Origin of the sequence: Acinetobacter sp. YT-02, assembly GCF_002412355.1 — a bacterium.
Classification (GTDB): Bacteria; Pseudomonadota; Gammaproteobacteria; order Pseudomonadales; family Moraxellaceae; genus Acinetobacter; species Acinetobacter towneri.
The window spans coordinates 98,630-119,897 of sequence record NZ_NOZT01000001.1 but is presented as its reverse complement, the minus strand read 5'-3'; the positions used below and the strand labels follow the sequence as shown (position 1 = coordinate 119,897).

The following is a 21,268-nucleotide window of genomic DNA, read 5'->3' as shown; positions in this document are numbered from 1 at the left end:
TTATGCAGGCGAGCCAGTCATTCCTAAAGATTGAAAATTAATTCAACTGAGATTACTGAGATTTAAGCGAAAGAGAACAAGAAAACGGATTTAAGTTATTTATTTTAAATGTTTTTAATTGATGAAACCTTGTAGCTTAATAGAACTACAAGGTCGGAGCTAATTAAGTATCTAACTTCATTTGCATGAGCAAATCAAAGTTATGTAAGCGTTTTTCTGTGTCATAGATGTCACAGGTAAAAATAAACTCATCGACATCATACTTCGCCAATAAGTTTTCCAATCCTGCTTTGACAGTCGCCTTTGAGCCAATTTGCGCCATGGCATAAAAACTATCAACTGACATTTTTTCTGCAGGTGACCATAAGCCATCCATACTTTCGACTGGAGCTTTGAGTTTTAGGCTTTGTCCACGCATTAAACCTAAAACACGCTGATAGGCACTAGTCGCCAAAAATTCTGCTTCTTGGTCGGTATCTGCAACCACTGTTGGCACACCCATAGACACATAAGGCCGCTCTAAATATTCTGAAGGCTCAAAATTGTCACGATATAACTGAATGGCTTGAGCAAGCATACGCGGGGCGAAGTGTGAGGCAAATGAGTAGGGTAGTCCTAATTTTGCAGCAAGTTGTGCGCTAAATAAACTTGAACCAAGCAACCATACAGGAACGTGTGTCCCTTGTCCTGGCGTAGCAACAATACGTTGTTGTGGTTCAGCATCTTTAAAGTAATGCAAAATTTCTAAAACATCTTGCGGAAATTGATCTTCAGTTTCCTGTCGCCCACGACGCAGCGCACGCATGGTCACTTGATCTGTGCCTGGTGCGCGACCTAAACCGAGTTCAATACGGTTAGGATATAAAGTCGCTAAAGTTCCAAACTGTTCAGCGACCACTAACGGTGCGTGGTTGGGGAGCATAATACCGCCAGAACCGAGTTTAATTTTTTGCGTATTTGCTAATAAATAACCCAAAAGAACTGCGGTTGCTGAGCTGGCAATGCCATCCATATTATGATGTTCCGCCAACCACAAACGGTCATAGCCGAGTTGTTCTGCGTGTCGTGCTAATTCAAGTGCATGATGCAGTGAAAACTGTACTGATTGATCATCACGTACAGGTGCGAGTTCAAGAATGGCAAATTTTGTGTCTTGCAGGGAACGCATCATTTATTCCAGCTTGATTAAAGAGAGTTTTATCATACGATGCTGCACTGATTTTGTATATCGAAAATTTTCGATATATGGGCGAGTCATGAGATATTGCCATTTAACAACGCGCGACATTCATCCAAAAAGCACGCTTTATAAAAAAACATTTATCCAAGCAAGTAGTCAGCAAACAAAAAGCACCCGAAGGTGCTGATTGTTAGAAGTATCGTGAGAAATTAACGACGTTTACCATTTTTATAGTGACCTAAATGTAAGCCATTGTCTTTGCGGTAACGGTCATTATAACGGTAGTCATTGTAGCGATAGCCACGGCTATCATAGCGGCGGTCATAACGATCATCACGACGGTCTTCACTAACTTTTTGACCTAATACTGCACCACCTGCAGAGCCGAGTCCTGCACCGACATAGCCACCATTGTTGCCTGCCATATTGCGACCAACGCTATATCCACCTGCACCGCCCAAGGCAGCACCAATCATGGCACCGTTACGGTCACGTTTATTGGCAGAAGCTGCAGCACCGCCCGCACCACCAATGGCTGAACCAATCATCGCGCCTGTTTGTCCACCCATTTGTTGACCAATTGCTGCTCCGACAGCACCACCCAAGGCAGAACTTACGGCAACACGTGTATCGTTTGCATACGCAGTACTCATAAGCAAGGCAGAACTTGCGATAACGCTACCCAATAAAATACGATTAAGTTTCATGCGGATGCTCCAAATATTGATTAATATGTTTTGTAATGAAGATATAGAAACAGATGGCAAAGATCGTGAAGGGCAATGAGGTAAATCTGCAAAGTTTGGTAAAGACTTTGTAATTGCACTGCTAAATTTCTTCATATTGATTATGGTCGTTTTTTTGAACTGATATATGAAGAAAAATTAATCCTATAAAAAAGCATCAAACCTGTGTTGATGCTTTTTTGCTGCTCTATGCCTATCGTTCAAGATTAACGACGGTTGCGTTTTTTCTTCCATTTACGTTCTTGATAGCGGTCATATTCTTTATCTTTCGAGATTTTATTGCCGAGTGCTGCACCACCTGCTGCACCTAAAGCTGAACCAATATAACCACCATTGGTACCGCCCATATTTTTACCTACGGTATAACCCGCACCACCACCCAAAGCACCACCAATTGCAGATTCAGTACGATGACGCTTATCACTCGCCACGGCTGCACCACCAGCACCGCCTAAGGCAGCGCCTAGTGTTGCACCCGTAGTACCACCCATATTTTTACCAATAGCTGTACCTGCAACACTGCCTAAAGCACTGGCTGCGGCAACGCGCGTAGTATTGTCTGCATAAACGTTGGCACTGAGCATTGAAGCTGTGGCTAAAGCTGCTGTCATTAACATTGCATTAAGTTTCATGTTGAACTCCATGTCCATTTATAGGACTTATTTATGATCAATTTTGATGGGCTCAATTTAACAAAGCGCCGCTTTTAAAATGTGGAGAGTGCAGACGAGATTGGTGTTCTTTGGTGTGGGCTTTGTATGAGTTTGATTAAAATTGCTAAAAAAATGTCCAAATGCGGATGCTAATTGCGGTACTTGGTGAGTTGTACATTCACCGCAATGCACAGCATCATCAAGCAGAAATACTGCTAGAACATCTGCAGATAGGCATTTCAAACATCGTACAGACTTAATAATGATGTTATTTGGGTGGTAGAATCGGTAAACTATGCGCAATTTTTTATTTCGCTGTGCTGCGTGTTGCATGTAACAGCCTTTGCATTGAGATTTTTTAAACAATGAAAGAATCGTTACGTTTACGATTAGATCAGCTTTCTGACCGCCATGAAGAATTGACTGCTTTGTTGGCAGATGTTGAAGTGATTTCAGATAACAAGCGTTTTCGTCAATTATCACGCGAACACAGTGATTTAGACGAAATTACGGCAGTGTGGTCACAATACACACAAGCCGAAGCCGATATTGAAACAGCCGAAGCAATGTTGTCTGATCCTGACTTTAAGGAAATGGCGCAAGAAGAAATTAAAGACAATAAAGCGCTGATTCAGCAACTTGAAGCTGACTTAAATATTTTAATGATTCCAAAAGACCCGAATGATGCCAACTCGGCTTATTTGGAGATTCGCGCAGGGACAGGTGGCGATGAAGCCGCGATTTTCTCGGGTGACTTATTCCGCATGTATAGCAAATATGCCGAAAGTCAGGGCTGGAGAATCGAAATTTTATCTGAAAATGAAGGTGAACACGGCGGATATAAAGAAGTCATTTGCTTGGTGAATGGCGAAGGCGTGTATGGCCGTTTGAAGTTTGAAAGTGGTGCGCATCGTGTGCAACGTGTTCCTGCGACTGAATCGCAAGGTCGTGTGCATACATCAGCGTGTACTGTGGCAATTTTACCTGAAGTAGATGTAGACACCACGGTAGATATTAACCCTGCCGATTTGCGTATCGATACCTATCGTGCTTCGGGTGCGGGTGGTCAGCACGTTAACAAAACCGACTCTGCAGTGCGTATAACCCACATTCCGACGGGTACTGTGGTGGAATGTCAGGAAGAGCGTTCACAGCATAAAAACAAAGCGAAAGCGATGGCGTTGTTGGCATCACGTTTGGAAAATGCCAAACGTGCTGCAGCAGATGCAGCAACTTCAGAAATGCGTCGTGATTTGGTGGGTTCGGGTGACCGTTCTGAGCGTATTCGTACCTATAACTATCCGCAAGGACGTATGACAGATCATCGTATTAACCTGACTTTATATAAGTTGGATGCGGTGATGGAAGGTGATTTAACTGAACTACTAGATAGTCTGCATCGTGAATATCAGGCAGATCAGTTGGCGATGCTTGCTCAGCAAAACGGTGGTTAATGAATATTGCACAAGCCTTGGCGCTACGTGGTGAAGTCGATAGCTATGAGCGTCAAGAAAATATTTGGTTGTTAGAGCATTTTTTAGGACTCAGTGCGCTTGAATTAAAATATCGTGCAGATCAGGAATTGAGTGCCGCGCAAGAGCAGATGTATGTGCAGGCTTTGGCACGTATAGCAGCAGGCGAGCCTTTGGCGTATATCACAGGTTCACAGCCATTTTGGACACTGGATTTAAAAGTCACGCACGATACTTTGGTGCCACGTCCTGATACCGAGGTTTTGGTCGAAACTGTGTTGGCTTTGTCATTACAACGTGATGCTGTAATTGTCGATTTAGGCACAGGTACAGGGGCGATTGCTTTGGCTTTAGCATCTGAACGTCCAGATTGGCAGGTAACCGCAACCGATATTTACCTGCCAACGCTTGCAGTTGCTCAAGAAAATGCAAGCAAGCATGCTTTAAATCAGGTGCAATTTGCCTGTGGTGCATGGTTTGAGGCATTGGGTTCAGCAGCCGAGCCACGTTTTGATTTAATTGTATCTAACCCGCCGTATATAGATGCTAATGATGCACACATGTCTGCTTTGGCAGCAGAGCCTGAACGTGCATTGGTGGCATCAGATCAGGGTTTGGCAGATATTCTGCAGATTATTTCGCAGGGTAAGCACTGGCTGAAAGCAAATGGATGGATTGCACTAGAGCATGGCTATGACCAAGCTTTAGCAGTGCAAGCGATTTTTGCAGAACACGGTTTTTCTGACATTCGTACAGTCAAAGATTATGCAGGCAATGATCGGGTGACTTTAGCACAATGGCTTGCTGGCTGATGTGTTATATCAGTTAAAAATCTTGTGAGATCTATTTATCAGCTTGCAAACATAGACGAATGATTAGCAAAGTTTAAGTGCAAGACCAATTTATGAGCCTCAACTCAACTGATGTCAGCTTAGGTTGCCTTTCACTGCCAAAATTGCAGGTGGCAGTTCTTCGCCAAGTGAACTCAGCATTTCCCGTTCAATTAATCGCACCATGGAGTTGAGCGGTAAATCATTGTCTTGCAGGCCAAAAGGTTCTTCAAGTTGTTCGCTGAGAGCATCTAAACCTAAGAATAAATAGGCAATTAAACCCACCAAAATTGGTGTCCAGATTCCTAAACTTGCTTCTAAACTAAAAGGCAGAATAAAGCAGAAGCAATACACAGTGCGGTGTAACAAGACTGAATAAGAAAAAGGCAAGGGTGTGCTGAGAATTCGATCGCAACCTGCTTGCACATTACCCAATTCAACAATATGTTGATTCAAGCCTTGATAAATAATATCGGAAATTTCACCTGTTTTCAGTGCGCTGACTAACTCTTTTTGAATGCTTTCTAAAATAAACTGTGCGGCATTAATATGCGGAAATAATGCTTCATAATCTGCAGATGTGAGGTTGACTTTGTTTTGATAAAAATCGATAGGTTGGTTTTGATTGCGTAAACGGTTACGCAATAAATTACTAAACAACATGACCCGATACATCAAGACCCGACGCTGTTGATCTGGCAGTACGTATGAGTCACGTGAAATATGCCGTGATGTTGCAATTAACGTCCCCCACAATTTTCGACCTTCCCACCAACGTTCATAACTGGCGTTATTTCTAAAACTGAGGAAAATAGACAAAATAATACCGAAAATGGTAAAGCCAATGGCTGGTACGCTCGGCACTTGAAAAAAGTGGTGAGAAGACAAATACACTAAGACCGTAGAAAGGAAGACCACAATTGCAAGTGCAGGTAAGACCGTGGGTAAAATTGTCCCATACCATGCAAACAGTAGGGTAAAACTGTTGTTTTTATTGCGAATAATCATCTTGATGCATCCTTGAAGCTGTCCTTAGTGTTTCATAGACAAACAACGCTTGGCAAGATGATAGCTAGCTTTTGATTCAAAAAGCAGCAAGCGGCTTAAAGTCAATTTTTCTTATTTATTATTGCAACAGCCAATAAAAAAGTGATGCCATGAAGACATCACTTTTTAAATACTTTCAGCAAATGAATACCCGAAGTTTTAGTTTACATCGGGTAATCTTGCAAACAGTCAGGAATTTCAACTTGTGCCAAACTGTCTGTTTCTAAAGCCAAACATAGCGCAACAATTTTAGCGGTATCGCACAGGTGTTCATCTTTGAGAGCCAAACCCGCTTGCAAAGATTGTAAATCTTCTTGGCAAATATCTAGGGCTTGCGCTGCTTCAAGTGCATCTTCACGTTTGAAAAACGCAGACATGACATTACGTAACTGCTCTTCTGAGGTATTTAGAATACTTTGATTGAGTAATTCATCTAATTGTTCAGAAGCTTGGTTGAGGGAGTGAGAGAAATTTTGAACTAGATTGTGTTCAAGTACATCCATCATCTTAAGCATGGGGAAACCTCCAAAGATGCTCGTACATTTAATATTACAGGGGGAGTATGACAGCCGAATTGCATAAAATTTATGCTTTAAATTGATTGAAAAGTAAACTAAATTTAATACTTTGACAATGCTGTGCCGATGAACGACCAGTTCACTGCTAAACCTTGAAATCACAGCTTTGAGTTTTCTTTTATAATTAAGTTGTTTGTAAAATATACAAGATAGTGGCTGAGTAGTAGGTGATAAGTCACGCAATTATGAGCGTTCAGTTATGTGCTTTCAGTATATTGTCGATATGCCCCAGGATTGACCCCTGTCCATTTCTTAAAGGCACGATGAAAAGCACTAGGATCATGGAAATTTAATTGATCGCTAATCTCTTGAAGTGATTGTTGGGTTTTGCTCAACAATTCGATTGCCGTATCTCGACGGATTTCATTTTTTAATTGCTGATAGCTAGTGCCTTCCTGCTTTAAACGCCGTTGGAACGTCGCTTCAGACATATTGAAATGCTGGATTAATTCGTTCAGCTCTAACCATTCACTCGGCGGCAATCGCATTAATTGTTTACGAATTTTATGACTCAGCGCATGTGGGTTTTTATAACGCACTAAAAGATTAAAAGGCGTTTGTTTTAAAAAGCGTTTCCAGCTTTTTTTATCCTGCTTGATTTTTAAATCAAGATGTTTTGCCTCAAAATAAATCTTATGCGTTGTACACGCATATTCAATTTGGTCACAGAAACGGACACGATAATCAGCATCATCCTGCGGAGCAGCACATTTGAGTTGCATGTTTAAGATAGCAATACGTTGTCCTGTCAGCCAGCACATCAAGCCATGAATCAGCATTAAATATGTGGCATAACTAAACATCGGTTTCACTTGATATTTATCGTGAATGGTTAAGATTGCATATTCACCATCTACGTTTAATTCACCTGAAAAATCATCCAGTATTAAATTAAAGAAATTTAAAATGTCCTGTAATGCGGCCTTTAAATGCTCTGCTTGGTACACCCATTTAGACAAGAGTTGATAACTGCCACGACGCATAGCATGGCTGTCCATGCCAAAAAATTCATCGTTCATGGCATCTGCCAGTGCAATCCACAATTGACCATATTGCAGAATTGACACCCTCGCTTTGTTGGAATGTAAAAGCTCTACAGGAATACCCGCCGTCTGCAAAATCGCATGCGTATCCATACTGCGTTGCTGTGCAGTATGCAAAGCTTCATGGACTAAAGCAATTGAAATTGTACCTTTGCTATAAGTGAGCTGAGTTGCATTCATGGGATGGCGTGGTATTCCATTTACAAGTTGAGTGTTCAAATACATCATAATCGATGCAGGGTTTGGAAATTGTACTCTAGCTTGAGTGTGATTAATCTGCTTCTTAAGTTGTATCAACCTGAAAATTTATAAGGAAAATAAAATGAAAATTCAAGGAAAAGTCTGTGTGGTCACGGGTGGTGCATCGGGTTTAGGTGCTGCGACTGCACAACATTTAGTTGCGCAACGTGCAAAAGTTATTTTGGTTGATATGAATCAAGAACTTGGGCAGCAGCTTCAACAGCAATTGGGCGAAAATGCAGAGTTCGTAGCTGTAGACGTGACCGATGAAAACCAAGTACAGCAGCTTTTTAACCATATTGAGCAAAAATACGGACAGTTAAATGGTTTGGTGAATTGTGCAGGCATCGCACCGTCTGCCAAAGTCTTGGGACGTGATGGTTTGCATGATTTGGCGATGTTCCAAAAAGTGCTGAATATTAATGTCACGGGCAGTTTTAATATGATTCGTTTTGCGGCACAACTGATGGTGAAATATGACTTAGCCGCCAATGAAGAAGAACGTGGCGTGATTGTGAATACTGCTTCGGTTGCAGCATTTGATGGGCAGATTGGACAAAGTGCGTATTCTGCATCGAAAGGTGCAATTGTGGGGATGACGCTGCCTTTGGCACGTGAATTGGCACGTGAAGCCATTCGGGTGATGACGATTGCCCCCGGTATTATGGAAACCCCGATGCTGAAAGCATTTCCACAGCATGTGCAAGATGCTTTAGGGCAAATGGTGCCATTTCCACCACGTTTGGCAAAGCCTGAAGAATTTGCGCAATTGGTGGGTCATATTTTTGAAAATGGTTATTTAAACGGTGAAGTGATTCGTTTGGATGGCGCAATTCGTATGCAACCGAAATAAGTTATGACGATGCTATCTCCATAAAATAGCCTAAGCAAAAATTCAAGTATTGAAAAACTGGATACTAAAAAACCGTTGCAATACAGCACAAGGATGTTGAGCGCATTCCTGACAAAAACAACATCTACCATATACACAGAGGGTCACCATGATTTTAAGCCATGAACAAAAAATGATTCAGGATATGCTGCGCAGTTATGCACAGGAAAAGCTTAAACCAACTGCAGCAGCACGTGATAAAACTGCTGAATTCCCTGCAAAGGAGTTAAAAGAACTAGGTGAGCTAGGTGCTTTGGGCATGACCGTTGCAGAAGAATGGGGCGGTGCAGGTTTAGATTATGTATCTCTCGTTTTAGCCTTAGAAGAAATTGCTGCGGGTGATGGTGCAATTTCAACGATTGTGAGTGTGCAAAACTCATTGCCATGCGGAATTACACAACGCTACGGCACAGAGGCGCAAAAACAAAAATATTTAACTAAACTGGCAACAGGCGAATGGTTAGGCTGCTTTTGTTTAACTGAACCACAAGTCGGCTCTGATGCCAGCGCGATTGAATGTAAAGCTGAAAAAGATGGCGAGGATTGGGTTTTAAATGGCACCAAGCAGTTTATCACCACAGGCAAATATGCAGATGTTGCTTTAGTTTTTGCTGTAACGGACAAAACTGCGGGTAAAAAAGGCATTTCCTGCTTTTTAGTCCCGACGAACACACCAGGTTATATCGTGGCACGTTTAGAAGACAAAATGGGACAGCACTGTTCCGATACCGCCACCATCGTGTTGGAAAACTGCCGTATTCCTGCAGAAAACCTATTGGGGCAAGAAGGTGAAGGCTACAAAATTGCACTCTCTAATTTAGAGTCGGGGCGTATTGGTATTGCCGCGCAATCGGTGGGTATGGCGCGAGCAGCTTTAGATGCAGCCGTGGACTATGCCAATGAGCGTAAAGCTTTTGGAGTTGAAATTGTGCAACATCAGGCAGTCGCGTTTCGCTTGGCAGATATGGCAACACAGATTGAAGCTGCACGACAGCTTATTCTACATGCCGCAAGCCTCAAAGATGCAGGCTTACCGTGTTTAAAAGAAGCATCTATGGCCAAGCTTTTTGCTTCAACCATGGCAGAGCGTGTGTGTTCAGATGCGATTCAAATACATGGGGGCTATGGCTATGTATCTGATTTCCCAGTTGAACGTATTTACCGCGATGTGCGCGTTAGCCAAATTTATGAAGGTGCATCCGATATTCAGCGTTTGGTGATTGCACGTGAAGTGACTAAGCGTTAAAGCTGAGTATCTAAAACTTTAGTCGGTGTCCAAAGCTTGCAAGGTTATTGCAGGATGTGGAAATTGAGAAAATGTTCAAATCATGTTTAGCTAACTTGATTGAAAAATACGCGAAGATCATGTCGTGATTGCGTTGCATGATCGACTTCAACACAGCAAACCTAATTTAAATTTTAAAGAGCGATTCAATCCTAACTTGTAAAAACGGTTAAAACAATAACGCATATTGCTGCAAATGAATTGCAGTGTCATCAGTTTAAGACGGAGCTTAAAAGAATGAAAACTTTGCAAGAGGCATATCAACAGTTTGATATTGAGCAACTGATTCAAACCCAATTGGCAGGAACGCCAACGGCACTTAATGCCTATGAAGAATGTTGCGGACGCTATACGGGTACTCAACAAACTGCCTTAATTTGGGAGGGCAAACACGGTCAAACTGCATCGTGGACATTTGATCAACTGGCAGAAGCATCTGGAAAATTGGCAAATTATTTTACTCAACTGGGCTTAAAAGCAGGTGATTGTATTGCAGGATTATTGCCGCGTACGCCTGAATTGTTAATTACGGTTTTTGCCACATGGCGCATTGGGGCAGTGTATCAGCCTTTATTTACAGCCTTTGAATCTAAAGCGATTGAGCACCGTATTCAAACTGCAAAGACGCAGCTCATTGTGACCAATACTGAGCAGCGTCTAAAACTAAATGCCTTGTCTAATGTGAAAATTTTAACTGTGGACGCAGCAAATCTAGCTCAAAACCATGATACAGATTTTTGGCAAGTTCTAAGCACTCAAGACACTTACTTTGAAACCGTGTATCGCAGTTTTGAAGATGATTTTCTGATGATGTTTACATCAGGCACTACGGGTTTAGCTAAATCTGTACCTGTGCCTTTAAAAGCCATTGTGGCATTTAAAGGTTATATGCAGCATGCAGTCGATTTAAGAGCAGAAGATTCATTTTGGAATTTAGCCGACCCTGGTTGGGCTTATGGCTTGTATTACGGTATTACAGGGCCACTGAGTTTGGGGCATAGCATTATTATGGATGAACGTCCATTTAGTGTTGATCATGCACTGGAAATTATCCGTAAATATCAGGTGAGTAATTTAACAGGTTCACCAACCGCATTTAGAATGTTCTTTGGTTTTAAAGAAAAGTTTGATGGTGATATTCAACGACATCTGCGTGTGGTTAGCAGTGCAGGCGAGCCGCTCACACCAGAAGTGATTCATTGGTTTAAGCATGATTTACAAGTCAATATTTATGATCAATATGGACAAACCGAATTGGGGATGGTGATTGCCAATCATCATGCACTGGAACATCAGAAAAAAGTAGGTTCTGCGGGTTATGCTATTCCCGGACATCGTTTCGCGGTTTTAAATGCACAGCATCAGGAAGTCGCTCACGGCGAAATTGGCACACTTGCACTGGATGAATCACAATCGCCTTTAATGTGGTTCAAAGGTTACGATGGGGATGACCGTAAATCATTTGTGGGACAGTATTATTTAACGGGTGATACGGTACGTTTAAATGAATTTGGTGGGATTGATTTTATTGGTCGTGCAGACGATGTCATTACAACTTCGGGTTATCGTGTCGGGCCTTTTGATGTAGAAAGTACTTTGCTTGAATGTGAGGAAGTGCTTGAATCCGCAGTAATTGGTAAGCCAGACCCAGAGCGTACAGAAGTGGTAAAAGCCTTTGTGGTGTTAAAAAATCAATATCAACCAAGCACTGCATTGCAGGAAAAGCTGCAACAGTATGTGCGTTCACGCTTATCGAAACATGCCTATCCTAAAGAAATTGAATTTGTCAGCAGTTTGCCTAAAACATCCAGTGGAAAAATTCAGCGTAATTTATTGAAGCAACAAGAAATTGCAAAACAAAATGCTTTTAAAAAAGTGAGCTAAATTCAGCCAATAGGCCCTGTTAATTATTGCGCCATAAGAAAAACGCCATTCATACAGATTGGCGTTTTTTTAAATCTGTATTCTTTATTTAAACCACCCGATTATGCAAGCACGAACTCAATCGATAGAAAATGTGTGCATCATATTGGTGATGTGATATTTTCAACTTTATGCTGACACAATGAACAAGGCTGCATGTACTTCGATTACGATAAAAGCATGTAGGCAGCGCAATACATATTGGGGGAGAACATCATGGTAACAGCTCATTTAAATTTCACGCAGCCGTCAAAGCGGATATTTACGAAGTCGATATGGATGGGCGCAGCTTTACTGTTGTGTGCCTCTGGCAGTTATGCACAAAACTGGAACCCAGCGCCAACTGCTGAAAGTACAGCCTATTCCAGCTATCCAGCAGCAAAAACGCCACAAAAAAATTATGCAGTCTTTGCCGAATACGCCAATTTTGAAGCAGATTTTGACAGTGGCGATACAGTAGAACTAGATGGTTTTGCTTTGGGTGTTTCCACCACGCCACATCGCTCAGGTTTTTATGGCAGATTGGAATTCTTAAAAAACAATGAATACGATTTGGATTATTATGAATTCAATATGGGCGGGAATTTAAACCTGATCAGCTATCATGGTTTTTATTTCAATACATACGCAGGTCTAGGTTATAGCGGCGCAAGTTCAAAGCTGCTTGCCAATGATGTCAATTTTGTCACTTTACCTGTGGGCGTAGAAGTCGGTTTGAACTTTGTTCCTGATTTCTCGATTTACGCCACTGCCGGTTATAAATGGTTATATGACAGCACCTCGAATACCACCTGTAAAGATGGGACAACCTCAGACAAAGTCGGGAATACGGCATGTTACTGGAATGGTGGAATTGCCTATTATAATGAATATATAGGCGATGCCGATGGCGTTACTTATAACGTAGGCATGCGGATGCACTTTTAAGCAAGTCGTTGCACATCTCCATCTGTTCAAATACGCAACAATTCAACCGCCGTCATGGCGGTTTGCTTTGAATACCCGTTATACTTGGCGTTTTGGTTTTGCAGAATAGGGCATTTTCTTGGAAAGCATATTCGATACTCAGTTGGAATTGAGCGATGCAGAAATGCATCTATATAGCCGACAAATTTTATTGGATGGCTGGGATATTGAAGCCCAAGAAAAATTAAAACTGGCCAACGTACTTGTTGTGGGGTGTGGCGGGATTGGCTGTTTAAGCGCAGAATTACTTGCACGTGCAGGCGTGGGAAAAATCACTCTGATTGATGCTGATGTGATTGAAACCAGTAATTTGCAACGACAAATCGCCTATACCCCCGCAGATTTAGGCTTTTATAAGGCCGAAATTCTCGCAAAAAGATTAATGCAAATTAATCCTTATATCGAGATTGTTTGTTTAACCACGCTGTTAGATGCGCAAAATGCAGGCACTTTAGTTGCCCAACAAGACCTAGTTTTAGATGGTTGTGATAATTTCAGTACCCGATATTTGGTCAATCAATATTGCCGACAATTGAATGTACCTTTACTCAGTGCCTCTGCCATTGGTTTTCAAGGGCAAATGTTCATGGTCGAAGGTGATTCTGCTTGCTATGAATGTCTGTTCCCGAAAGAACAACATGCCAATGAAAGTTTGCGCTGCGCTGACAGTGGCGTATTGGCAACCACTCCCAACGTCATGGCCAGTTTACAAGCGCATCATGCCTTATTGTACTTGGGTTTAGGTAACACCGCGCTGAAACAAAAGCTATTACTTTGGGATGGTTTAAGCATGAAACAACGCTTATTGTCGTTTGATCAAGACCACAACTGTCCAGTTTGTCAGGCAAGATAGCCTTTTTACTTGGCAATTTTTTGTTAAACTCTCACTACTTTAATATGACTCAGACATGATGAAAAATAATATCTGGTTAGATGGTTTACGTTCAGTTGCTCGCATGGGTGAAACTGCCGTAGTGGCAGCCAAAGCAGGCATTAAATATGCCACTGAAAAGCCAAGTAATGCCAAACTCATGCGCGAAACATTTGAATCTTTAGGTTCAACCTACATTAAACTTGGGCAGTTTATTGCCAGTACACCGTCATTGTTCCCGCGTGAATATGTCGAAGAGTTTCAAGGTTGTTTAGACCAAACTCCAACTTTACCGTTTAGCTATGTGCAGCAAGTATTGGCATCTGAATTTGCAGGGCGCAATTTAGATGAAATATTTGCCTCAATAGATGAAAAGCCTTTAGCTTCAGCATCTATCGCACAAGTGCATGCTGCAAAATTGGTAAGTGGAGAAGATGTGGTGATTAAAGTGCAAAAACCGGGGGTAGAAACTATTCTCTATACCGATTTAAACGTCTTGCACTGGGCGACTAAACTGCTCGAAAAAGCTGTGCCCAAAGTCAAATTTGCGTCATTGGCCGATATTGTCGAAGAAATCAAAACCCGTATGGTGCGTGAAGTCGATTTTATTGAAGAAGCGCGTAACCTAGATGATTTTATTAATTATCTGAATTTGACCCAAAACAAAAAAGCTACTGCACCTAAGGTCTATCATCAATATTCCACCCGTCGCGTATTGACCATGCAGCGTTTGTATGGCGTACCTTTGACCGATTTTGACGTGGTGAAACAAGTATCTAACGATCCATCGCAAGTGTTGATTACTGCCATGAATACATGGTTTGGTAGCTTGATGATGTGTAACAGTTTCCATGCCGATTTACACGCAGGCAACCTGATGTTGCTTGAAGATGGGCGTGTCGGCTTTATTGATTTTGGTATTGTCGGACAGCTAAATCCTGAAGTGTGGACTGCTTGTATGGCCTTTATGGATGCCTTGCAAAATACCAACTACACGCTTATGGCGGAAAATATGCTCAAAATGGGCATGACTGACACGCAAATTGATACTCAGGTTTTGGCAGCAGATTTAGAGCGTTTATTTAGTGGCGTATTGCTGGCTGATCCTCAAGAATTGCTGACTTCTAACCCTGCAGATTTAAATGACATCATGCTTGATATGGTTGCTGTGGGTGAGCGTCATGGGATTCGTTTCCCGCGTGACTTTGCTTTACTGTTCAAGCAAATGCTGTACTTTGACCGTTTCATGCGCGTTTTAGCACCTTATACCGATATTTATGCCGATCAACGATTGCAGATGGTACAAAGCATTGATCCGAATTTGTTGTTAAAGCATTAATTATCCATATTGGTCGAATCAAGCTTTCTGGTTGCATATTTTAAAGCCACCAATCTTTTTTATAAGTTTTACGTGGCTTTAAAATACGGCAAATATCCCTTTCAATAGAAGGGGATAGAAGGAGATAGAAGGATTTTAAATGAAATATAGAGTGTGGTCATGGATGCAATTATCATTGAAGGCTTAAAGGTAGAAACAGTCGTCGGCTGTTTTGCATGGGAGCGTCAAATTCAACAACCACTCATGTTGGATTTGATCATTGCCACCAATTTAAGCCAAGCTGCAGCTTCAGATGAGTTGCAAGACACGCTCAATTATGCAGAAATTTGCAGCGTTTCAGCGCAAGTGATTCAGCAGGCTGCACCCAAATTGATTGAGCATGCAGCACAATTGGTATTGGATGCACTTTTTACGACTTTTGCCGCAGTTGAATCCATTACCATCACCATTCGCAAACCTGCCATTATTCCAGAAGCCAATTCTGTAGGAATTCGTCTTGAACGCCACCGAAACGATTTTTGCTCTCGCTTTGGCGAGTAACTGCGAAGCACCACGTCAGTTTAAAAGTGCCTATCAGCAAATTGCTGCATTGGGTGAAGTGCAATTTTCGCATATTTATCTGATTCCATGCCGTGATGGGATTGGTGCAGACTATTGGAATTCTGCTTGTTTGCTAAAAAGCCGTTTAAGCTTTGAGCAGCTGAATATCATCCTCAAAGAATTGGAAGTTGCAGCAGGGCGTGTGCGTCCATCGCATGATATTCCGCTGGATATTGATATTATTGCGTGGGGTGAAAATTTAGCTCAAATGCAATTCAATCCGAAAAAACTGCCACTGGCTTTAGATGTTAAAATTCCAATGTGGGATATTTGGCAAGATGAGGCTTTTGTGCATCCAGAGCATGACTACCCAATTGTGAGTTGTGAAGAATAAATCAGCCAATAAAAGGGGTAGATTCGTACTACACATCTTTAAATTTTGGCTGTGATCTGTGATCTCGTTTCGGTTAACATCACCGTGTCATATCTTTCTGATATATTTGTATGAAAAACCATCAAAAACAATATTTTTCTGTATTTATACGGCTTTGCACTTAAAAAATATCCACAAAATCTGCGGATAAATCTTGGGATAACTCAAGATCGGCTCTTTCTCTGTTATTTTTTGATCGTTTTAATCGAGATGTTTTCTATTCCAATGACATAAAAAAACGCCCACAATTGTGAGCGTTTAAGTGTTATCAATTCATTAAATATAATAACTGGTCTTGGTCATGAGCTTGGAAATCGCAGTCATGGTCAAACGTACAGGTACAGGCAAATCTACACCACCTGCTTTGAGCGCCGTATCGCGATGATGCAATTCATCTTCATTCATTTGGACTAGAATTTTACGTGAACGATCATCTTGTTCAGGCAATTGGCTAATATGATGTTCTAAATGCAAGCTGACTTGACGTTCAGTTTCTGCCACAAAACCCAAACTGTATTTATCGCCCGCAATACCTGCAATTGCACCCATCCCAAAAGACAAGCCATACCATACAGGATTAAGCAAACTGGTGTGACTGTCTAACTCTTTTAAGCGGTCTTCGCACCACGCCAAATGGTCTTGTTCTTCAATTGCAGCCTGTTCCATTTCACGACGTACATTGGGCAGTTTCGCAGTTAAAGCCTGACCGTGATATAAGGCTTGCGCACAGACTTCACCACTATGGTTTACCCGCATTAAGCCTGCAACATGACGTGCTTCACTCACTGCCAATTTGGTTTCAACCGTATTGCCTGGGTTTTCACGTTGAGCCGAAGTTGTGCCAGGTACTAAACTACGCAAGGCTTGGTCAAATGAATGAATAAACTTGTCGATGCCTGTGTAATGACGCATGAAATTAATCCTCCAAAGAGTCCTGTGCAGTATCTAACATTGGCTTGAGCTTTAACAAGAGCCAAAAGGTGAAAACAGCACTTAAAACAGCCGTAATACTAAATAAAATTTTTAAATCAATTTTTAAAATGCTTAAAATTAAAATCGAAAAAATGGCAGATGACACCATAAATACCGCATTTAAAATATTGTTGGCTGCGACCACACGTGCGCGGTGCGAGCGAGGGGAATAGGCTTGCATCATGGCATACAAGGGCACAATGTAAAAACCGCCACTAATGCCCAGTAAAGTGACTGCACACATGACATGATAATAACTCCAGCCTTGCTGAAAGACTTCGGCTAAGCCCAGTAGTGCGCCTGTTTTTTCTGGTACAAAAGCCAATGTGCCTGCCAAATAAAAAGCAAAGACGGTTAAACCGACTGCGCCAATAGGCACCATTTTAATATTGACCTCGGTACCGCCTATTTTACGGCAGAGCAAAGAACCTACGCCAATACCGACAGAAAAGAGCGTCAGTAATAAACTCACCACGTTTTCAGAAGCATGCAAGTTTTGTTGAGTGAGTTGTGGAATTTGGGTTAAATACGTTGCCCCATAAAACCAATACCAAGAGTTTCCAAGTAAGATCAAAAAAATCATCGGCAGGCTTTTGGCATATTTTAAAGTCTGGAAACTGGTGCGGAAAAAATTCCAGTCAATTTCAATCTCGGGTGCAGTCACACGCTGGGTTAATACAAAACGACTGGACGCATAGCCAATCAGTGCAATAATCACCACAGTTAAGCTAATCCAGACTAAATTGCCTGCAGATACCGAAATCACTGCACCGCCTAAAATCATCCCCAATAAAATTGCAATGGATGTACCTGACTGGAAAATTGCATTGCCCGACATCAGTTCATGCGGTTTGAGTACTTCAGGCAAAATGGCATATTTGATTGGGCCAAAAAAGGTCGATTGTGCGCCCATTAAAAATAAGGCAATCAGCAATAGCCACAAATTTCCTAAAATAAAACCAACGGTACCAATCAGCATGATGACAATTTCAAGCAGTTTGATGGCACGCACCAATTGGGCACGTTCATACTTGTCTGCTAATTGTCCTGCGGTGGCAGAAAAAATAAAATACGGCAAAATAAACAACAAGGCTGCTAAATTGTTCAAGGTGCTGACATTTGCAGATTGCTGGCTAATCAGACCATAGGTAAAGACTAAAAGCAGCGCTTGTTTATACACGTTATCATTGAGTGCGCCAAAAAATTGAGTGAGAAACGTCGGCAAAAAGCGACGACTCCTCAACAAATGTTCATTTTTTTCCATGCGTGATTAACTTCGTTTAGTTTTATTAAGAAATGTGACCACTTGATATAATTGTACAGAAAATCATGTATGATGTTTCAAGTATTTCACTAATGAAAAAATCGAACAAATAGTGTTTATACGTGGGTTGATTGGGGTTTATCCAAAAAATTAAATCAGTTTAGAGTTTTTTATGCTTGTAAATACAAACTTTAAAAAATCAGTACTGTGTTCCAGTATGCATGCAATTTTATGCTGGAATATGCCGAAAAAGCTCGGACTAAGTCTGTTTTTAGGTTTAGTTGCATCCTCAAGTTTTGCAGAAAGTCTTAAGGTATCTAACTCCAACACCCAACTCGCTGAAAATCCTACATCACTGCAGACTCCAACTACAGAAGAAGCACAAAATTTAGCTGAAGAAATTAAACAACTGGCAGCAGCACAAGGTAAAGACAGTGCCCAAGATCTACAAAAAATAGAAGAAGCTTTAGAGCAAGCGCAAACACCTGAATTTAATAGTCTAGAAATGCTGCAACAGCAACAACAGGCAGGGGCATCTTTTGCTGAATTTCAGCCTATCGAATTTGAAGACTTAGAAGATTTACCCATTGCACCTGTAGATCAGGGGCTTGCCAATGAAATTTTTCAGGTGGCAGAACAAGCCAAACAAGAAGCGATGCTAGACCGCAATGGTCAAGTGCCAGAAACGTTGGTTCAAGACGCAACACAGCAGGAGCTACTGCAAATTGATCAAGCGCCTGTAAATGTCGATCAGCTCATAACCAATATTCAGGCAGACAGTAATTTTGTAGTGGAAGCCAATCCTAACGATACCTTAATGACTGAATTGGGCTGGATGACGCAGGTCGAAAATGTCGATAAACTCGGTTTTTTCAGACGTTTACTGTATAAAGTCCGTCCACCGCGTGAGCTAAATACAGCCAAAGTGCCGCGTATTAGTGCAGATGTAGTCATTACCGCAAAAGGCGCCAATGGTACACAAAACTCAATTGGAGAGGTATCGCCCGATGCTTATCGTACAGCGGTAGATCAGTTAAGTGCCAATATTAAGGCCAAACTGTCCAGTTTTACCCAGGAGTCTTTTGCAGATTTTCCATCGGCATTGCCGCAACTGCGTACGTTGTCAAATCAGGCTGCGCAGGCGGTGGGTTTTTATAATGCCGAGTTTAAGTTTGAAAAACTCAGTGATAGCCGCGTGCGTGTGCAGGTTGTGCCAAATCCACCTGTGGCGATTAAACAGCAAAATATTGAATTTACAGGTGAAGGACAATACGAGGCACAATTTCAGGTTATTGGTGTCTTGCCTGATCAAGAAGTAGATGATGTGTTTAATCATGGTTTGTATGAGCAAACCAAAAAACGAATTACCGATGCCGCTTCAGATAACGGTTATTTTGACAGTTACTGGCGTTTGCATGACGTTAAAGTCGCTCAACCTCAAAATACAGCCGATATCAATTTACGTTATGAAACAGGCGAGCGTTATAAACTCGGAAATGTTGAATTTCGTATGAGCGATCCAAATCAAGAATTCCCTTTGGATATGGATATTCTGCAAAGTATGGTCACTTGGCAGGACAATGCTGACTATACTTTTTGGCGTGTAAATGGTTTGGCCAATAACCTCACCAACTCGCGTTATTTCAACTACACCTTAGTTGATACGATCCGTCCTGATCCTGTAGAGCATCCTTTGGAATTGCCACCTGATATTCAGGCTTTGGTCGATCAACAAAAAATCTCAGTTTACGATGCCACAGTCGTCGATCAAAAACGGGTGGCGTCATCTCAGGAAGTGACGCAATCTGTGGTGAACGATGCTGAATTTGCTGGCACAGAAGAAGGTGCGAGCAACGATAAGCTGCGCATGCTACAAGCACAGCAAGAAGACAAACAATCAGAAGAAGAACGCTTAAAACAGCAAGCACGCATAGACAAAAAAATTCCTGTGATTGTGACTTTAAATGCAGACCGCTTAAATAGTGCCGAAGTCGGTGCAGGTTACGGAACTGACACAGGCGTGCGTTTGCGTGGGCAATATCGCCGTGCCATTGTCAATAAACGTGGTCACTCTTTCGATGCCAACTTAGAGCTTTCGCAAATTCGTCAAGCCATTGATGGACGTTATAATATTCCTTATAACCATCCCTTGAATGATTATGTCGCGTTGGTTGGCGGTTATGAGCGTGAAGAACGTGACGATGTTGCACAAGGTGGCGGCTTGATGATTGAATCTGCGGTTGCAGGTGTAGACCGTGTGATTAAAAACCCAATGGGCAGTTGGCAACATACTTTTGGTTTGCGTTATCGACTGGATCGCTTAACTGAAGATGGCACTGTATTTTTGGAAAAAGTGCCTGATGCCTTTATTGCCAATGGTGATGTCGAGCAACAATCGTTATTGCTTGGCTATGAAGTTTCACGTACCGACAGTAACCGTCGTGTTAACCCAAGCAAAGGTTTTCGCCAAATTTATAAAATAGAACTGGGGAGTGAATCACTGCTCAGCGATGCAGATTTAGCCATTCTAAATGCAGGTTGGCGTTTTATTTATTCATTGGGTGAAAATGACGATCATCAGTTTGTCGGACGCAGTGACTTGGGTTATATCTACACCGAAGATTTTAATAAAGTGCCTTATAATTTGCGTTATTTTACTGGTGGTGACCAGTCTTTACGTGGCTTTGACTACAAGTCTTTAACACCACAAATTGAAGGCTTTAAAATTGGAGGTCAGGCTTTGGCGGTTGGTTCATTAGAATATAACTATCAATTTAAAGAGGGGTGGCGCGCAGCAGTATTTAGTGATTTTGGTAATGCTTACGATAAAGACTTTAGCAACGACACCGAATATAGCGTAGGTTTGGGGGTACGTTGGGCATCACCAATTGGCCCAATTCGGATTGATGTGGCTTCTGGTATTTCAGATGATAACCATCCAATCCGTTTACATTTCTTTATTGGCTCTCAACTATAAATTTAAGACTTAGAGAA

At 41.7% G+C, this 21,268-nt stretch carries 19 protein-coding genes; 11 read left to right on the top strand and 8 right to left on the bottom strand.

Annotation, left to right across the window (positions count from 1 at the left end):
• Positions 1-163: 163 nt before the first annotated feature.
• The 3 genes from CF596_RS00555 to CF596_RS00545 form a co-directional block, all read right to left on the bottom strand.
• Complete coding sequence (locus CF596_RS00555; protein ID WP_004973182.1) at positions 164-1,168, bottom strand: LLM class flavin-dependent oxidoreductase; 1,005 nt, start codon at positions 1,166-1,168, stop codon at positions 164-166.
• Between the two features lie 221 nt (positions 1,169-1,389).
• Positions 1,390-1,887, bottom strand: coding sequence for a hypothetical protein (locus tag CF596_RS00550; RefSeq protein ID WP_096900901.1), 498 nt, complete (start codon positions 1,885-1,887; stop codon positions 1,390-1,392).
• Between the two features lie 245 nt (positions 1,888-2,132).
• Positions 2,133-2,558 (bottom strand): glycine zipper 2TM domain-containing protein, encoded by a 426-nt coding sequence (locus CF596_RS00545; protein ID WP_004973189.1) that lies wholly within the window; start codon positions 2,556-2,558, stop codon positions 2,133-2,135.
• A gap of 386 nt (positions 2,559-2,944) precedes the next feature.
• On the opposite strand from CF596_RS00545, the gene prfA reads away from it, so the two are divergent.
• Both prfA and prmC read left to right on the top strand, forming a co-directional pair.
• The gene (gene prfA / locus CF596_RS00540; protein ID WP_004973192.1) at positions 2,945-4,033 is read left to right on the top strand and encodes a peptide chain release factor 1; all 1,089 of its coding nucleotides are present in this window, start codon (positions 2,945-2,947) and stop codon (positions 4,031-4,033) included.
• On the top strand, positions 4,033-4,863 hold the full coding sequence (gene prmC, locus CF596_RS00535; protein ID WP_096900900.1) for a peptide chain release factor N(5)-glutamine methyltransferase: 831 nt from the start codon (positions 4,033-4,035) through the stop codon (positions 4,861-4,863). Before prfA ends, prmC begins: the two co-directional genes overlap by 1 nt.
• A gap of 114 nt (positions 4,864-4,977) precedes the next feature.
• Here the strand turns inward: prmC and CF596_RS00530 are convergent, their stop codons facing one another.
• From CF596_RS00530 to CF596_RS00520, 3 genes are all read right to left on the bottom strand, one after another.
• Entirely contained in the window at positions 4,978-5,889 is a 912-nt protein-coding gene (locus tag CF596_RS00530; RefSeq protein ID WP_004973196.1) for a bestrophin family protein, read from the bottom strand.
• A gap of 203 nt (positions 5,890-6,092) precedes the next feature.
• Complete coding sequence (locus CF596_RS00525; protein WP_004973198.1) at positions 6,093-6,443, bottom strand: hypothetical protein; 351 nt, start codon at positions 6,441-6,443, stop codon at positions 6,093-6,095.
• A 260-nt stretch (positions 6,444-6,703) separates the two neighbouring features.
• Positions 6,704-7,729 carry an AraC family transcriptional regulator gene (locus CF596_RS00520; protein ID WP_197704854.1) on the bottom strand — a complete coding sequence of 342 codons (1,026 nt, stop codon included), beginning with the start codon at positions 7,727-7,729 and terminating at the stop codon, positions 6,704-6,706.
• Positions 7,730-7,871: 142 nt separating this feature from the next.
• On the opposite strand from CF596_RS00520, the gene CF596_RS00515 reads away from it, so the two are divergent.
• From CF596_RS00515 to CF596_RS00480, 8 genes are all read left to right on the top strand, one after another.
• Entirely contained in the window at positions 7,872-8,642 is a 771-nt protein-coding gene (locus tag CF596_RS00515) for a 3-hydroxyacyl-CoA dehydrogenase (protein ID WP_096900898.1), read from the top strand.
• A 148-nt stretch (positions 8,643-8,790) separates the two neighbouring features.
• Positions 8,791-9,927, top strand: coding sequence for an acyl-CoA dehydrogenase family protein (locus CF596_RS00510; RefSeq protein ID WP_004973203.1), 1,137 nt, complete (start codon positions 8,791-8,793; stop codon positions 9,925-9,927).
• A 276-nt stretch (positions 9,928-10,203) separates the two neighbouring features.
• Entirely contained in the window at positions 10,204-11,850 is a 1,647-nt protein-coding gene (locus tag CF596_RS00505; RefSeq protein WP_096900897.1) for an AMP-binding protein, read from the top strand.
• Between the two features lie 255 nt (positions 11,851-12,105).
• Positions 12,106-12,816: a hypothetical protein gene (locus tag CF596_RS00500; protein ID WP_004973205.1), complete on the top strand. Its 711-nt coding sequence runs from the start codon at positions 12,106-12,108 to the stop codon at positions 12,814-12,816.
• A gap of 163 nt (positions 12,817-12,979) precedes the next feature.
• Complete coding sequence (locus CF596_RS00495) at positions 12,980-13,708, top strand: HesA/MoeB/ThiF family protein (protein WP_096900943.1); 729 nt, start codon at positions 12,980-12,982, stop codon at positions 13,706-13,708.
• A 58-nt stretch (positions 13,709-13,766) separates the two neighbouring features.
• Positions 13,767-15,065 carry an AarF/UbiB family protein gene (locus tag CF596_RS00490; protein ID WP_096900942.1) on the top strand — a complete coding sequence of 433 codons (1,299 nt, stop codon included), beginning with the start codon at positions 13,767-13,769 and terminating at the stop codon, positions 15,063-15,065.
• A 159-nt stretch (positions 15,066-15,224) separates the two neighbouring features.
• Positions 15,225-15,605: a dihydroneopterin aldolase gene (gene folB / locus CF596_RS00485; protein ID WP_096900896.1), complete on the top strand. Its 381-nt coding sequence runs from the start codon at positions 15,225-15,227 to the stop codon at positions 15,603-15,605.
• Positions 15,562-15,999 carry a 2-amino-4-hydroxy-6-hydroxymethyldihydropteridine diphosphokinase gene (locus CF596_RS00480; RefSeq protein ID WP_026438245.1) on the top strand — a complete coding sequence of 146 codons (438 nt, stop codon included), beginning with the start codon at positions 15,562-15,564 and terminating at the stop codon, positions 15,997-15,999. Before folB ends, CF596_RS00480 begins: the two co-directional genes overlap by 44 nt.
• 315 nt (positions 16,000-16,314) lie before the next feature.
• Here the strand turns inward: CF596_RS00480 and coq7 are convergent, their stop codons facing one another.
• Together coq7 and CF596_RS00470 are read right to left on the bottom strand one after the other, a co-directional pair.
• Positions 16,315-16,950: a 2-polyprenyl-3-methyl-6-methoxy-1,4-benzoquinone monooxygenase gene (coq7, locus tag CF596_RS00475; RefSeq protein ID WP_004973212.1), complete on the bottom strand. Its 636-nt coding sequence runs from the start codon at positions 16,948-16,950 to the stop codon at positions 16,315-16,317.
• A 4-nt stretch (positions 16,951-16,954) separates the two neighbouring features.
• The gene (locus tag CF596_RS00470) at positions 16,955-18,274 is read right to left on the bottom strand and encodes an MFS transporter (RefSeq protein ID WP_096900895.1); all 1,320 of its coding nucleotides are present in this window, start codon (positions 18,272-18,274) and stop codon (positions 16,955-16,957) included.
• Between the two features lie 172 nt (positions 18,275-18,446).
• Here CF596_RS00470 and CF596_RS00465 point away from each other — a divergent pair, with 172 nt between their 5' ends.
• Complete coding sequence (locus CF596_RS00465; RefSeq protein ID WP_096900894.1) at positions 18,447-21,251, top strand: autotransporter assembly complex family protein; 2,805 nt, start codon at positions 18,447-18,449, stop codon at positions 21,249-21,251.
• The last annotated feature ends 17 nt before the right edge of the window (positions 21,252-21,268 follow it).

Coding starts and splice junctions, on each gene's coding strand:
- CF596_RS00520 (WP_197704854.1), bottom strand. CDS start 7,729: ATGAATGCAACTCAGCTCACTTATAGCAAAGGTACAATTTCAATTGCT.
- CF596_RS00465 (WP_096900894.1), top strand. CDS start 18,447: ATGCTTGTAAATACAAACTTTAAAAAATCAGTACTGTGTTCCAGTATG.
- CF596_RS00550 (WP_096900901.1), bottom strand. CDS start 1,887: ATGAAACTTAATCGTATTTTATTGGGTAGCGTTATCGCAAGTTCTGCC.
- folB (WP_096900896.1), top strand. CDS start 15,225: ATGGATGCAATTATCATTGAAGGCTTAAAGGTAGAAACAGTCGTCGGC.
- CF596_RS00495 (WP_096900943.1), top strand. CDS start 12,980: ATGCATCTATATAGCCGACAAATTTTATTGGATGGCTGGGATATTGAA.
- prmC (WP_096900900.1), top strand. CDS start 4,033: ATGAATATTGCACAAGCCTTGGCGCTACGTGGTGAAGTCGATAGCTAT.
- CF596_RS00505 (WP_096900897.1), top strand. CDS start 10,204: ATGAAAACTTTGCAAGAGGCATATCAACAGTTTGATATTGAGCAACTG.
- coq7 (WP_004973212.1), bottom strand. CDS start 16,950: ATGCGTCATTACACAGGCATCGACAAGTTTATTCATTCATTTGACCAA.
- CF596_RS00470 (WP_096900895.1), bottom strand. CDS start 18,274: ATGGAAAAAAATGAACATTTGTTGAGGAGTCGTCGCTTTTTGCCGACG.
- CF596_RS00515 (WP_096900898.1), top strand. CDS start 7,872: ATGAAAATTCAAGGAAAAGTCTGTGTGGTCACGGGTGGTGCATCGGGT.
- CF596_RS00490 (WP_096900942.1), top strand. CDS start 13,767: ATGAAAAATAATATCTGGTTAGATGGTTTACGTTCAGTTGCTCGCATG.
- CF596_RS00555 (WP_004973182.1), bottom strand. CDS start 1,168: ATGCGTTCCCTGCAAGACACAAAATTTGCCATTCTTGAACTCGCACCT.
- CF596_RS00500 (WP_004973205.1), top strand. CDS start 12,106: ATGGTAACAGCTCATTTAAATTTCACGCAGCCGTCAAAGCGGATATTT.
- CF596_RS00545 (WP_004973189.1), bottom strand. CDS start 2,558: ATGAAACTTAATGCAATGTTAATGACAGCAGCTTTAGCCACAGCTTCA.
- CF596_RS00525 (WP_004973198.1), bottom strand. CDS start 6,443: ATGCTTAAGATGATGGATGTACTTGAACACAATCTAGTTCAAAATTTC.
- prfA (WP_004973192.1), top strand. CDS start 2,945: ATGAAAGAATCGTTACGTTTACGATTAGATCAGCTTTCTGACCGCCAT.
- CF596_RS00510 (WP_004973203.1), top strand. CDS start 8,791: ATGATTTTAAGCCATGAACAAAAAATGATTCAGGATATGCTGCGCAGT.
- CF596_RS00530 (WP_004973196.1), bottom strand. CDS start 5,889: ATGATTATTCGCAATAAAAACAACAGTTTTACCCTACTGTTTGCATGG.